The 13,158-nt window shown below is 66.8% G+C and carries 13 protein-coding genes; 5 read left to right on the top strand and 8 right to left on the bottom strand.

Going from position 1 to position 13,158, the window contains the following annotated elements:
- Positions 1–3: 3 nt before the first annotated feature.
- Together darB and darC are read left to right on the top strand one after the other, a co-directional pair.
- Entirely contained in the window at positions 4–1,155 is a 1,152-nt protein-coding gene (gene darB / locus AC3RCP_RS21975; protein WP_150052385.1) for a beta-ketoacyl synthase DarB, read from the top strand.
- Positions 1,156–1,235: 80 nt separating this feature from the next.
- Positions 1,236–1,493 (top strand): 2-hexyl-5-propylresorcinol biosynthesis acyl carrier protein DarC, encoded by a 258-nt coding sequence (gene darC / locus AC3RCP_RS21970; protein ID WP_157832264.1) that lies wholly within the window; start codon positions 1,236–1,238, stop codon positions 1,491–1,493.
- 89 nt (positions 1,494–1,582) lie between these two features.
- Here the strand turns inward: darC and inhA are convergent, their stop codons facing one another.
- A complete protein-coding gene (gene inhA, locus AC3RCP_RS21965) occupies positions 1,583–2,269 on the bottom strand; it encodes an isonitrile hydratase (protein ID WP_101338614.1) in 687 nt (228 codons plus the stop codon).
- A gap of 114 nt (positions 2,270–2,383) precedes the next feature.
- Here inhA and AC3RCP_RS21960 point away from each other — a divergent pair, with 114 nt between their 5' ends.
- The gene (locus tag AC3RCP_RS21960; protein ID WP_492571943.1) at positions 2,384–3,376 is read left to right on the top strand and encodes a GlxA family transcriptional regulator; all 993 of its coding nucleotides are present in this window, start codon (positions 2,384–2,386) and stop codon (positions 3,374–3,376) included.
- On the opposite strand, the gene AC3RCP_RS21955 is transcribed toward AC3RCP_RS21960, so the two are convergent.
- The 5 genes from AC3RCP_RS21955 to AC3RCP_RS21935 form a co-directional block, all read right to left on the bottom strand.
- Positions 3,362–4,264, bottom strand: a complete 903-nt coding sequence (locus AC3RCP_RS21955) for an alpha/beta fold hydrolase (RefSeq protein WP_492571944.1) — start codon at positions 4,262–4,264, stop codon at positions 3,362–3,364. The two genes, AC3RCP_RS21960 and AC3RCP_RS21955, sit on opposite strands and share 15 nt — an antisense overlap.
- Before the next feature lie 136 nt (positions 4,265–4,400).
- A complete protein-coding gene (locus AC3RCP_RS21950) occupies positions 4,401–4,871 on the bottom strand; it encodes an isochorismatase family protein (RefSeq protein ID WP_101338612.1) in 471 nt (156 codons plus the stop codon).
- Between the two features lie 102 nt (positions 4,872–4,973).
- Positions 4,974–6,794 (bottom strand): glycoside hydrolase family 15 protein, encoded by a 1,821-nt coding sequence (locus AC3RCP_RS21945; protein WP_492571945.1) that lies wholly within the window; start codon positions 6,792–6,794, stop codon positions 4,974–4,976.
- A complete protein-coding gene (locus AC3RCP_RS21940; protein WP_053262027.1) occupies positions 6,787–7,587 on the bottom strand; it encodes a glucose 1-dehydrogenase in 801 nt (266 codons plus the stop codon). The genes AC3RCP_RS21945 and AC3RCP_RS21940 overlap by 8 nt, the downstream gene beginning before the upstream one ends.
- Before the next feature lie 119 nt (positions 7,588–7,706).
- Complete coding sequence (locus AC3RCP_RS21935) at positions 7,707–8,294, bottom strand: TetR/AcrR family transcriptional regulator (protein ID WP_009044820.1); 588 nt, start codon at positions 8,292–8,294, stop codon at positions 7,707–7,709.
- Positions 8,295–8,426: 132 nt separating this feature from the next.
- Here AC3RCP_RS21935 and AC3RCP_RS21930 point away from each other — a divergent pair, with 132 nt between their 5' ends.
- Entirely contained in the window at positions 8,427–9,620 is a 1,194-nt protein-coding gene (locus tag AC3RCP_RS21930; RefSeq protein WP_492571946.1) for an MFS transporter, read from the top strand.
- 3 nt (positions 9,621–9,623) lie between these two features.
- Here the strand turns inward: AC3RCP_RS21930 and AC3RCP_RS21925 are convergent, their stop codons facing one another.
- Positions 9,624–10,760: a cupin-like domain-containing protein gene (locus AC3RCP_RS21925; RefSeq protein WP_492571947.1), complete on the bottom strand. Its 1,137-nt coding sequence runs from the start codon at positions 10,758–10,760 to the stop codon at positions 9,624–9,626.
- A gap of 312 nt (positions 10,761–11,072) precedes the next feature.
- Between AC3RCP_RS21925 and AC3RCP_RS21920 the strand changes: the two genes are divergently transcribed.
- Positions 11,073–11,816, top strand: coding sequence for a thioesterase II family protein (locus AC3RCP_RS21920; protein ID WP_492571948.1), 744 nt, complete (start codon positions 11,073–11,075; stop codon positions 11,814–11,816).
- Between the two features lie 172 nt (positions 11,817–11,988).
- On the opposite strand, the gene AC3RCP_RS21915 is transcribed toward AC3RCP_RS21920, so the two are convergent.
- On the bottom strand, positions 11,989–12,957 hold the full coding sequence (locus AC3RCP_RS21915) for a siderophore-interacting protein (RefSeq protein WP_101338608.1): 969 nt from the start codon (positions 12,955–12,957) through the stop codon (positions 11,989–11,991).
- Between the last annotated feature and the right edge of the window lie 201 nt (positions 12,958–13,158).

Genomic DNA, 13,158 nt, shown 5'->3' with positions numbered 1-13,158 from the left:
ATCATGAGTGAATTGTTTGTCTATATCACGAAAACATCCACTTATATGCCGGGAGAGGCAGTGGATAACGATACGATGGAGAGCATTCTCGGGTATGTAGGCGGGCGACCTTCACGGTCTCGGCAAGTAGTGCTGCGTAATAACGGAATCAAGCAGCGCTATTATGTGCTGGACCCGCAGACCGGTATTCCCCGTTTCACTAACGCGCAAATAACCGCCGAGGCGATCAAGGGCCTGGTGGGCGACGGCTTTACCCTGGACGCCATGGAATGCCTGTCCACCGGCACCACCATGCCGGACCAGTTGATGCCCAACCATGGCGTGATGGTGCATGGCGAACTGGGCAACAAGCCTTGTGAGGTGGTGTCCACCGCCGGCATCTGCCTGGCTGGCCTCACCGCGCTGAAATATGCCTACCTGTCGGTGCTTGCGGGGGCCAGCCGCAATGCCGTGGCCACCGCCTCGGAGGTGCCTTCGCCGGTGCTGCATGCGCGCAATTTCGATGCGGAAAACGAGGCGCTGGTGGCGCAGATGGCTGCCCGCCCGGAAATCGCCTTCGATAAGGATTTCCTGCGCTGGATGCTGTCCGACGGGGCCGGGGCCTTCCTGCTCGAGAACCAGCCACGGGCCGGAGGTTTGTCGCTGCGCATCGACTGGATCGACATCTTCTCCTACGCCAACGAATTGCCGACCTGCATGTACGCTGGCGCGGAAAAGGCCGAGGACGACAGCCTGATCGGCTGGAAGCTGCTGACCCCGGAGGAGTGGGCCTTGCGCTCGATTTTCGCGATCAAGCAGGACGTGCGGCTGCTGAACGAGAACGTGGTGAAGTACACCCTCGGCAAGCCGCTCAAGGAGGTGATGATCAAGCGCAACCTGTCGCCCGAAGCCATCGACTGGTTCCTGCCGCACATGTCATCGGAATACTTTCGCAAGCCGATTGCCGAGTGCCTGGAAAACACCGAACTGGCGATTCCCCAGGAGCGCTGGTTCACCAACCTGTCCGAGCGCGGCAACACCGGCTCGGCGTCGATCTACATCATGATCCACGAGTTGCTGGAGTCCGGGCGCTTGCACAAGGGACAGCGCGTGCTGTGTTTCGTCCCGGAAAGCGGGCGCTTCTCCGGCGGCTTCATGCACCTGACGGTGGTCTGAGGCGCCTCGCCAAGGCGCAAGAACCCGGTGGCCGGCGCGGGTCGGCCACTGTTTCGTGGTACGCATCCAACTGCAAGGGAATGAATATGGAAACCCTCGAACAACGCGTGAAAAGAGTGGTGGCGACCGAACTGGCCGTCGACCTGACGCAGATCGGCAACCAGGACTCGTTCGTCGAGAACCTGGGAGCAGACTCGCTGGCCCGGGTGGAACTGGTGTCGGCCCTGGAGGCCGAGTTCGACCTCACTATCCCGGACGACGCAGCCGATGGCCTGCAGACCGTGCAGCAGGCGATCGACTACCTCCGACAGGCCAGTGAGCAAGCAGTCCCGGCCTGACGCCGGTTCATCGAAGATGCGGCCAGGGCTCAGCTGGCCGATAAGGTTGCCCTGGTCCGCATCTTTCTTCAGCTTCTGTAAGCGCCGTCTCAGGCCTGCTGCCACTGCGCCACGACCCTGTCGACGATCTCGGCGCGCTGCTGGATGGAGTTCGCCGCGAGCCGCTGGGCTTGTTCCACCACCGCTTTGGGCGCTGTCTCTGGGCTACCGGCCGCGAACGGCGGAGCCGGGGCGTATTCCAGTTGCAGCTGGACCCGCTGCGCCGTTGCATCGCCGAACAGTTCGCCGGCCAGGGTCAGGGCGAAATCGATCCCGGCGGTAATCCCGCCACCGCTCAACAGGTTGCCATCGCGCACCACGCGTTCCTGTACCGCGATCGCCCCCAGCGCCTCCAGCAAATGGTGGTAGGCCCAATGGGTGGTGGCGCGCCTGCCCCGCAGCAGCCCGGCGGCGCCAAGCACCAGGGAGCCGGTGCAGACCGAGGTGACATAACGCGCCTGCTCCGCCTGCTGGCGGATGAAGTCGAGGGTCTGCGGGTCTTCCATCAACGGCCCGACACCGGCGCCACCGGGGATGCAGATCACGTCCAGCGGCGGGCAATCGGCGAAGCTGGTGGTCGCCTGCAGCACCAGGCCGGTGCTGGCGGTGACCGGCCCGCGCGCCTTCCAGACCAGATGCACCTGCACGTCCGGCAGCGACGCGAGCACATCGTAGGGGCCGGTCAGGTCGAGTTGCTGGACGTTGGGGAACAACAGGAAACCGATCTGCAGCGTCATGGGGTATCTCCCTGGAGAAGTTCGAAGGTGTCCGCTCTTATGTGGCTGGACGGTTCGACTCTAGCGCCCTAGGCTTTGGCGAATACGCCAACCTACCCACGATTTACGCCAATCATGTCCCAGACCGCCAGAACCGTTCATGTACTGACTTTCGCCAACGCCCAGGTACTTGACGTCACGGGCCCGCTGCAGGTGTTTGCTTCGGCCAACGACCTGGCGCGGCACAAAGGCCTGCCGCTGCCCTACGCGGTGAATGTGATCGCCGCGGGCGACGGGCCGGTGACCACCTCGGCCGGGCTGGCGCTGTTGGCCGAGCCCTTGCCGGCGCCGGGCACGCCATGCGACACCCTGGTCATCGCCGGCGGCTGGGGTGTGTACGCCGCGGCGGAAGATCCGGCGCTGGTGGCCTGGGTCCGCCAGCAGGCGGCGCTGGCGCGACGGGTGGCGTCGGTGTGCACCGGGGCGTTCCTGCTGGCCGCCAGCGGCTGGCTCGACGGGCGCCGGGTGGTCACTCACTGGACCCGCTGCGAGCAACTGGCGCGGCAATATCCGCAGCTGCGGGTGGAAGCCAACCCGATCTTCATCAACGAGGGGCCGGTCTGGACCTCGGCCGGCGTCACCGCCGGTATCGACCTGGCCCTGGCGCTGGTGGAGGCGGACCTGGGGCATGCCATGGCGCTGGACGTGGCCCGGCAACTGGTGGTGTTCCTCAAGCGCCCGGGCGGCCAGTCGCAGTTCAGCGCGACCCTGGCCCTGCAAAAACAGGGCAGCCGCTTCGACGACCTGCACGCCTGGATCGCCGAAAACCTCGGCCGCGACCTGAACATCCCGGCCCTGGCCGAGCGGGCCGGCATGAGCGAGCGCAGCTTTGTCCGCCACTACCGCGCCGACACCGGCCAGACCCCGGCCCGGGCCATCGAACAGATCCGCGTGGAAAGCGCCCGGCGCCTGCTCGGCGACAGCGGCGTGGCGATCAAGCGCATCGCCGTGCAGTGTGGCTTCGGCAGCGAAGAAACCCTGCGGCGCAGCTTCCTGCGGGTCGTCGGCGTGACGCCGCAGGCCTATCGGGAGCGCTTTTCGCCAGAGGGGGCGTCAGGCTTCCAGTAGTTCCAGCAATGCCTGCAAGGTGGCGTGCGGCGCTTCCTGCGGCACGTTGTGGCCGACCCCGGGCAAGACCCGGCGCTGGTAAGGGCCGGTGAACAGGCCGATGTCTTCGTCCTCTTCGCTCGCCGGGCCGACCCCGTCATCGCCGCCGCACAACGAGAGGGTCGGCACGCGGATCGGCGGCTGCTGCGCCAGGGCCTGCTCGATATGTTCCAGGCTCGGGTCGCCCGGCGCGTACATGAAGCGATGCCGGTAGGAGTGGATCACCACCTCGACGAAGTCCGGGTTGTCGAACGACGGCGCGCTCCGGCCATAGAGTTCCTGGCCGCGATCCCAGGTCGGCGACCACAGTCGCCACAGCAGTGCGCACAGTTCGCGACGGTTGGCGGTCAGGCCGTCGACCCCGCGTTGGGTGTGGAAATAGTACTGATACCAGAGCCGGTGCTCGGTCTCGGGCGGTCGCGGTTGGGTCGAGCGGGCAATGTCCTGGATGTTGTAGCCGTCGGCGCTCACCAGGCAGCGCACCCGCTCCGGCCACAGGGCCGCGACGATGCAGGCGGCGCGACCGCCCCAGTCGAAACCGGCGAGGGCGGCCAGGGGGATCTCCAGGGCGTCCATCAGGTCCAGCAGGTCCTGGGCCAGCGCCGCCTGTTGCCCGGAACGCGGGATGTCCGGGCCGGCGAAACGGGTCGGGCCGTAGCCGCGCAGGTACGGCACTATCACCCGATAGCCGCGCACCGCCAGCTCGGGGGCGATCTCGTCGTAACTGCGAGGGTCGTAGGGAAAGCCATGCAACAGGATCACCGGCTCGCCGTCGGCGGGGCCGTGGTGTTCGTAGGCGATGCGCAGGGACGGAGTCTGGATGTACTGGACAGAGAGCGAGCTGTTCATGACGGATCCGGCGACAGGGAAAACAGCAACCTTAGCTCAAACTGCATGCCTGGCCAGTGTCGCGCCAGGACCTCGTTCGTGGGCTTTGCCCTGATGGCATGAAGCGCTGACGACTGCTTCAGACCTCAGTCAGCGGCTACAGGAAGGCGAGCTCGGCGCTGGTCGTGAGGTGCTTGAAATGGTGCTGCCACAACCGCACGCCCAACTGCCCGCTGCGGTCCAGTGACGAGCCTACGGTCAGGTCGGTGATCAGCGTCGGTTGCAGGCCGGCGTCGAACAGGGCGAAGCCGGCGGCGAGCACGCAGGTGTCGGTCTGGATGCCGCAGACCAGCACGCGGTCCGGGGCCAGGCTGCGCAGGTAGGCAATGGTGTCCGGCGTGGGGGCGTAGCCGTGCTTGATGAAGACGCGGTCGGCGGCGACCAGGCTGTGGTCGTCGGCGGCGGGGCACCAGCCGAGCTGGCGGACGAAGGGCGTGCGACTTTCGTCATGGCGCTCGACGGTGGCCACCGAGGACAACTGGCCGAGCAGGGCGTTGATGCCGTTCACCAGCCAGTCCGGCGGGTTGAACGAGGGTTGCACGTCGATGATCAGCAGCACCTGGCGCATGGGAATCCTTGAGGGAACCGGGCGGCCTATTCTGCCCGCAAACCGCCGTTGCCGCGAACGGCTTGTCTTCTGTAGGCGCGAGGCGATGGGGCGTATTGCGGGTCAAGGCTGCCAGAGGATCTTCTCGCCACTGAGCCGGCGATCGAGAAAACTCGCGGCGCTGATCAAGGCCAGGTGGGTCAGTGCCTGGGGGGTGTTGCCCAGGTGCCGGGCATGGCTGTCGAACTCTTCGGCGTACAGCCCCAGCGGGTTGGCGTAGCGCAACAGTTGCTCGAATTCCAGGTGGGCCTGCTCCAGCCGGCCGGCGCGGGCCAGGCATTCGACGTACCAGAACGAGCAGGCGGCGAATGCGCCTTCGGTGCCGGCCAGGCCGTCGATCTGGCTGTCTTCGTTGCGGTAGCGGTAGACCATGCCGTCGCGCACCAGGGTCCTCTCGATGGCTTCCAGGGTCGCCAGCCAGCGCGGGTCGCGGGCGCCGACGAAGCGCACCAGAGGCATCAGCAGCATCGAGCCGTCCAGCGCGGTGCCGCCCCGGTACTGGACGAAATGCCCGCGTTCTGCGTTCCAGAAGTTGCTCCAGATATCGTCGTAGATCGCCTGGCGGGTCTGGTCCCAGCGGGCGAACGGCGCCGGCAGCGAGCGCTTCGAGGCGAGGCGGATGGCCCGGTCCAGGGCGACCCAGCACATCAGCCGCGAATGCAGGAAATGATGCTGCTCGCCGCGCATTTCCCAGATGCCCACATCCTCGCCGTCCCAGCTGCTGCAGACCTGATCCACCACATCCACCACGTGTTTCCAGCCTTCGTGGGAAATCGCCTCGCCGTATTTGTTGACCAGGTACACCGCGTCCAGCAGCTCGCCGAAGATGTCCAGCTGGACCTGTTCATAGGCCTGGTTGCCGATACGCACCGGCGTCGCGCCGCCATGCCCGGACAGGTGCGGCAACCGGGTTTCCGGCAGCTGCTGGCGGCCGTCGATGGCGTACAGGATATTCAGCTTGGCCGGCTGGCCACAGCAGTCGCTGACCCGCCCGCGCAGCCAGCGCATATAGGCGTTGGCCTCCGCGACGAAGCCCAGGCGCATGAAGGCGTAGACGGTGAACGAGGCGTCGCGGATCCAGGTGTAGCGGTAATCCCAGTTGCGTTCGCCGCCCGGGGTTTCCGGCAGGCCGAAGGTGGCGGCGGCGAGGATCGCCCCATGCTTGCGCGAGGTCAGCAGCTTCAGCGCCAGGGCCGAGCGGTTGACCATCTCGCGCCAGCGGCCGCGGTAGTTGGACTGGCCGATCCAGTCGCGCCAGAACTTCAGGGTGCGTTCCAGGCACAGGTCGCTGCCACCTGTGACCAGCCGCGGATCGTCGAGCCCGCCCAGCATGAATTCGGCGCTCTGCCCCTGTTCCAGCTCGAACTCGGCCACCGCCGCCTGCCGGTCGATGCGCAGGGGCTGGCTGGCCACCAGGCGCAGCCCCGGCTGCCGCTCGGCCTCGAAGCACACGGCGTCGCCGTCCAGCCGCGCGCGGGTGGTGGCGCGGGCATAGTCATGGCGCACCGCGCAGCGCAGGCGCAGGGTAGCGCGGCCGCTGACCACCCGTACCCGGCGGATCAACAGCGGCAGGTCGTCCTCGCTGTCGCCGATCGGCAGCAAATCGGTGACTTCGACCACGGCCCGTTCGCTCAGCCAGCGGGTCTGCAGGACGTTGCTGTCGGGCAGGTAGATCTGTTCGTGGCGGGCGTCGGGCAGGTCCGGCGCCAGCTGGAAGATGCCGGCGTCCGGGGTGTCGAGCAGCGAGCAGAAGATCGACGGGCTGTCGAACTCCGGCCAGCAGAAAAAATCCACGCTGCCCTTGTCGTTGACCAGCGCGGCGCTGCGCAGGTCGCCGATGATGCCGTGGGCGTCGATCGGCGCCTGTCGTTCAGTGTCAGCCATGGTCGCGAAACTCCGGGTACAGGCTCATGCCGCCATCGATCACCAGGGTGCTGCCGAGCACGTAGTCGGAGGCATCGCTGGCCAGCCAGACCACGGCGTTGGCCACGTCCTTGACGTCGCCGATGCGCCCGTAGGGAATCAGCTCGAGCAGCTTGCGCTCGGCCGCGCCCTCGGTGGCCTTGCGATTGAGCGGCGTGGCGATCGCGCCCGGGGCAATGGCATTGACGCGGATGCGCTGGTGGCTGACCTCCTGGGCCAGGCTGCGCATCAGCATGTCCACGCCGCCCTTGGACGCCGCGTAGTTGACGTGCCCGGCCCAGGGAATCCGCTGATGCACCGAGCTCATGTGAATGATCTTGCCGGCGGCCCGCGACACACCGGTGCGGATGCCCTGGCGATTGAAAATGCGCAGGGCGGCGCGGGCGCAGAGGAACTGGCCGGTGAGGTTGACGCTGATCACCTGGTTCCAGTCCTCCAGGGTCATGTCCACCGTGGCGGCGTCTTTTTGCAGGCCCGAGTTGGCCACCAGGATGTCGAGGAAACCGAAGGCTTCCAGGGCCCTGTCGAACAGGTGCTGGACCTGGTCTTCCTGGGAGATGTCGGCGCCCACGGCAATGGCCCGGCCGCCGCAGGCGTTGATGTCGGCGGCGAGCTTTTCCGCGGGCGCCGCCTGCCGATGGTAATTGAGCACCACCGAGGCCCCGGCCGCGGCCAGGGCGGTGGCCGCCGCGGCGCCGATGCCGGAACTGGCGCCGGTGACCAGGGCGACTTGTTGGTTCAGGGAGATATTCATGAGCACGCACCTTAACCGGAGAGCCTGTTCAGCTGACTGGCTAGAGCGGGCAGGAGTTCACCGCAGTTACGAAGTCCCGGAGGAGGGCGGGGCCGATGCCAAGCATCCGGCGCCGGGGCTCAGCGCACCCGCAAGCCCTGCAGCAGCGCCTCCAGCCCGGCCAGTGCCTGCTGCAATCGTTGCCCCGGATGCTCGTCCCGGGCGATCCACAGCGAAGCGTCGAGCAGGCTGCCGTTGATCAGGCGCGCCAGGGCTTCGCTGGGGGCGTTGACCACCAGGCCGGCCTGCATCAGCTCATCCAGCAGCGCGCTCAAGGACGCCACGCACTGCTCCTCGCTAGCCTCGGTCAGGTCGCCGAGTACTGCGCGCGCATCCTGCAGGACGATGCGCTGGATCTCCGCTTCCTGGGCCATTTCCAGGTAAGTGCGGCAGCGCTGGACGAAGGCGGCCCAGAGATCGTCGGTGCCGCGCGAGATTGCCTCCAGGCGCTGGTCCATCTCGGCGTCGAGCTGTTCCACCACCGCCGCCAGCAGGCCTTTCTTGTCGCCGAAATGGTGATACAAGGCCCCCCGGGTCAGGCCCGCCTCGGCCGTCAGCTCGTCCATCGAGGTGTTGGCATAACCCAGGCTGCCAAAGGCCTGGCGGGCACTGGCGATGAGTTTGCTGCGGGTTTCTTCGATCATCTCGGCGCGTTGACGCGGGCTCATGACGGGCACTCACACAACTGACAGGTGGATTGACATACGGTGCGTATGTTCTCATGCTTTCTCACATACGCACCGTATGTATTTTTGCCTTGCGGTGCATTTCTGGCAAGCCTCAAACAAGGTGTGATGACGATGGCAAACCCTTACCGCGAACTGTTCAAGGCCCCCGGCAGTCGCGCTTTCGTGGTGGCGGGGATGATTGCGCGGATGCCGATGTCGATGACCGGCATCGGCCTGATCACCATGTTGGCCCAGCTCAAGGGCGGCTACGCGCTGGCCGGTGCGGTGGCGGCGACCTTCGCCCTGGCCACGGCCTTTTGCGCGCCCCAGGTGTCGCGCATGGTCGACCGCTTCGGCCAGGGCCGGGTGCTGCCGATCGCCGCCGGTGTGGGCGGCGGAGCACTGCTGGCGTTGCTGCTGTGCACCCGCGTGCAGACGCCGCACTGGACGCTGTTCCTGTTCGCCGCCCTGGCCGGCTGCATGCCGAGCATGCCGGCCATGGTCCGCGCCCGCTGGACCGAGCTGTACCGCGGCCAGCCACAGTTGCAGACCGCCTATGCCCTGGAGTCGGTGCTCGATGAGGTGTGCTTTATCGTCGGCCCGCCGTTGTCGGTGGGGCTGTGCGTGGCGGCCTTCCCCGAGGCCGGGCCGCTGGCGGCGCTGCTGATGCTGGCGATCGGCGTCACCGCGCTGGTGGCGCAACGGGCGACCGAGCCGCCGGTGCATCCCCATGAGGCCCGGCACGACGTGTCGATCATCCGCTCGCTGGAGTTGCAGCTGCTGGTGCTGCTGATGATCGCCATGGGCATGATCGTCGGCGTGGTGGATGTGGTCAGCGTGGCGTTTGCCCAGCAGCAGGGGCAACCCGCGGCGGCGAGCATCGTGCTGTCGGTGTACGCCATCGGTTCCTGCCTGGCGGGCATCGCCTTCGGCGCGCTGAAACTGAATATCCCGCTGCCGCGGCTGTTCATGTACGGCGGTATCGCCACCGCCGTGACCACCCTGCCATTGCTGATGGCGAGCAATATCTTCGGCCTGTCCCTGGCGGTGTTCGTCTCCGGCCTGTTCTTCGCCCCGACCCTGATCGTCGCCATGGCCCTGGTGGAAAACATCGTGCCGCCGGCCAAGCTCACCGAAGGCCTGACCTGGCTGGTCACCGGGGTCAGCATCGGCGTGGCCATCGGCGCCGCCAGTTCCGGCTGGCTGGTGGATGCCTTTGGCGCGCGCAGCGGCTTCTGGGTGGCGCAGGCGGCGGCAGTGGTGGTGCTGGGGGCGGCAGTGCAGAGCTGTCGCCGGCTGACCCGCAGCCAGCCGGCGGTCGCCTGAGCCTTACCAGCCGCGCCCGGAGTTGACCCAGAAATTCACCGACAGCGAGGTGGACACCGACTGCACCTGGTGGAACCAGCCCTCGGGCAGGAACAGCAGGTCGCCGGCTTCCAGGATGACCCGCAGGAAGGTCACGTTCCGCGAGGCCGGAAAACGCTCGTAGTCCGGCGCGTCCGGGTTGACCTCGCAACCGTCGAGCCCGCCCTGGGGCGCGGTCGACCAGGTGCCCAGCGCCTCACGGTGGTGGGGCGCGGCGAGGATGAAGGACTTCTGGCCCCAGACCTGGGCGAACAGGTTGTCGGTGTCGTCGCGGTGCAGCGGGGTCAGGGTGCCCTTGGGGCCGATCCAGATCCGCGGCGGGATGAACAGCGAGCGGTCGAAGTAGGGCGGGTACTGGATCTGCTCCAGCAACTGCGCCGGCAGGATGTTGTTGCCCATGTAGGCGGGCGGTTCGCCGTCGGCGTTTTTCGGCGCCGGGTTGTCCAGCGAGGCGATGAACTCGGCCATGGAGGTGGAGCGGAAATCGCGCTCGGTGGAAAAGGTCTTTTTCACGTAGTCGCCGTGGCGGGTGATGCCTTGCAGTTCGGCGAAGTGCACCAGCGATTCTTCGCGGCTGAGCTGGAACAGCGGCCAGTCCTGCAGGGCATCGCTGATCACCACGGGAATGCCCTGGGGCAGGTAACGCGTCCTGAACTCCTCCACCGAGAGCCCGCTGCGCGGACGCCGTTCCACCGTGCGCTGGGTCGGCAGGCCGGCCGAGACTGTCTCGCTGTAGCGCGGCGGGGTGGGGTAGCGAGTGTTCATCTCGACTTTCTTTTCCAGCGCGCCACCGCCATGCCGGGCATGGTCGATGATCTGCGGCAGCAGCGTGGCCAGGCCCATGTTGCCGCCGATCTTCAGGCGGCCGCTGGCGAACAGTTCCTCGACGTTGGCGCTGCCGCCCATGATCCCGAGAAAGTCGGCCTGGGCGACCTCGATGGTGACGTCGGGCGCCGGGTGCCGGCCGGCTTCGGTGTGGCTGTGCGCCTGGACCTGTGACCAGAATGCCAGCTGTGGACCGAACACGAATTGAAAGGTGCCTTCGATTCCCACGGCACCGGCATTGGCGAACAGCTTTGACAGAATGGTCTGCAAGTCCACGGCGATCTCTCTTGTTGGTTGGTTTGATCTGCAGCAGGGAACGAAGGCTGTATCGGGAAATTTATGGGGACGACTGACTCAATGACGACCGGTCAAGCGAAGGGGATCTACTGTAGGAGCAGCTGGTCGACGCTCGATTGCTCGCGATGGTCGTTAACGATACTGCGTCTTAATTGGGTAAACGCGGCGTTCTCAAGTTCATCGCGAGCAAGCTTCGCTCCTACAGGTCGGCATTGGGCCGGTGGCGGCTACTAATTTGCCGGCCAGGTGGCACGTCCAGTCTTTACCATCATTTTTTTCAAGGGGAACACCGTGACCCAGCTGACGTTGCTGTGCCTGCCGTATTCCGGAGCCAGCGCCATGGTCTACAGCCGCTGGCGGCGCAAGCTGCCCGAATGGCTGAAATTGCAGCCGGTGGAACTGCCGGGGCGGGGCGCCCGTTATGCCGAGCCGCTGGCCACCGACATGCGCGAGCTGGCGCGGCAACTGGCGGTGGAAGTTCGCGCGGGCCTGCGTGCGCCCTATGCCTTGTTCGGCCATAGCCTGGGGGCGCTGCTGGCCTGCGAGCTGGCCCACGCCCTGCGGGCCCTGGGTTGTCCGGAACCGGTGGCGCTGTTCGCTTCGGGAACCGCGGCGCCGACCCTGCGCACCGACTACGACCGAGGTTTTGCCGACCCCAAGACGGACGAACAACTGATCGAACAGTTGCGCACCCTCAATGGCACCAGCGAAGAGGTATTGGCCAACCAGGAGTTGATGAGCCTGACCCTGCCGATCCTGCGCGCCGACTTTCTCCTGTGTGGCCGTTTTCGCCCGCTGCAGCGACCGTTGCTGAACTGCCCGGTGCATGTCCTGGGAGGCAAGGCCGACCGGGCCACCACCGAACAGTTGATTGGCTGGCGGAAGGAGACCCAGGGCAGCTTTTCCGTGGACATGCTGGCGGGCGGGCACTTTTTCATCCACGAACACGAAGCCAGGGTCCTGAGCCTGATCAAGGGCCACCTTGAGGTGCATCGTCGGCGTCACCTGCAACCGGAAACCGCGGCCGCCCTGTAGCCGCTGCCGCAGGCTGCGATCGGCCGGCACGGCCGCGGCGCTCTCGGTGGCCCCCATCGCAAGATCGTCAAGCAAGGCCCTGCGGGCCTTATCGCAGCCTCGCGGGCTCGGCAGCGGCTACAGGAGTGGGCGTAGCCGCTGCCGCGGCGTTCTCAAGGCCCAGGCAGATCTATCAGCCCAACGACGTGCCCAGGCGCCAGTAGCCCATCAGGGTCAGGTTGCGGCGTTCCTGGCCGCGCTCGTTGATCAGGTGGCGGCGGATGCTCATCACCGTGGCGGACTCGCCGGCCACCCAGGCGTAGAAGCTGTTGTCGGCCGGCGTGGCGGTCTCCCAGGGGCGTTGTTCCTCGTCGCCCTCGCGGACCTTGACCGGCCGCTGCGCGGTGTGGGGCGGCGGCAGCTCGGCCAGCTCTCGGGCGGCATGGATCAGGGTTTCGCCGTGCTGGGCGCCCAACAGGTCCCGCGGCAGCCAGTTGAGCCGGGTCTGGGGGTTGCAGCGCAAGTCGATGCAATCGCTTTCGTGGGGCACTTCGATAAACGCCTGCACGTCCGGGTAATCCGGATACTCCTGCAGCTCCTCGAGAATCCCGGCAATGGCCGGCAGGGCGGTTTCATCGCCCATCAGCAGCACTTTGCGGATATCTGCCGGCGGCATCCATTCATAACCGCCGGGATCGCCGCTGTAGGCCTTGTTCGGTACCACCATCTGCAGGCGGTCGCCGGGCCGGGCGTGGGTGGCCCAGCCGGACGCGGGGCCGTTGACCCCGTGCAGCACGAAGTCCACATCCAGCTCCGCCGGCAGCAGGCGCAGGGCGCGGATGGTGTAGGTGCGCATCGGCGGCTGCTGCTCGGCCGGCAGCTTGCGCCGGGCGGCGTGCCAGTCACCTTCCACCGGCAGTTGCGGGGCGCTGCCGTCGGCGCCGGGGAACAGCAGCTTGATGCGCTGGTCCGGGGCCAGGGTGCGGGCCTGGGCGATGTCCTCGCCGGCGAACACCAGGCGCACCAGGGACGGGCTGAGGACGATGCGCCGCTTGAGCTCGACGTTGATCACCCGGTAGCCCTTGGGTCTGGGCCGGTCGATGCCCGTCAGTTTGCGCAAGCCTTGGGTGAGGATGTCGGTCAGCGATTGAGCGGAGGACATGGGCGGATACCTGTTGCAAGGGGGGATAAGCAAGGAACGAAGGGGGGCGGGTCCGATTTACCGTCGGGGCCGCTGGCCGGCCTGTCCTGCGCGGCCCGGGGGTTGGCGGCCGGCGTGGCGCGCGGGGTTAATTTTCCCGGGCCTTCATCCGTTCCGTAGGGATGACCGAGCCAATGCTCGATACCCCACACGCAAGTACGG

The sequence above is a fragment of the Pseudomonas sp. GW822-FHT05A08 genome (assembly GCF_058800485.1).
This window is presented reverse-complemented; position numbering and strand designations above follow the sequence as displayed.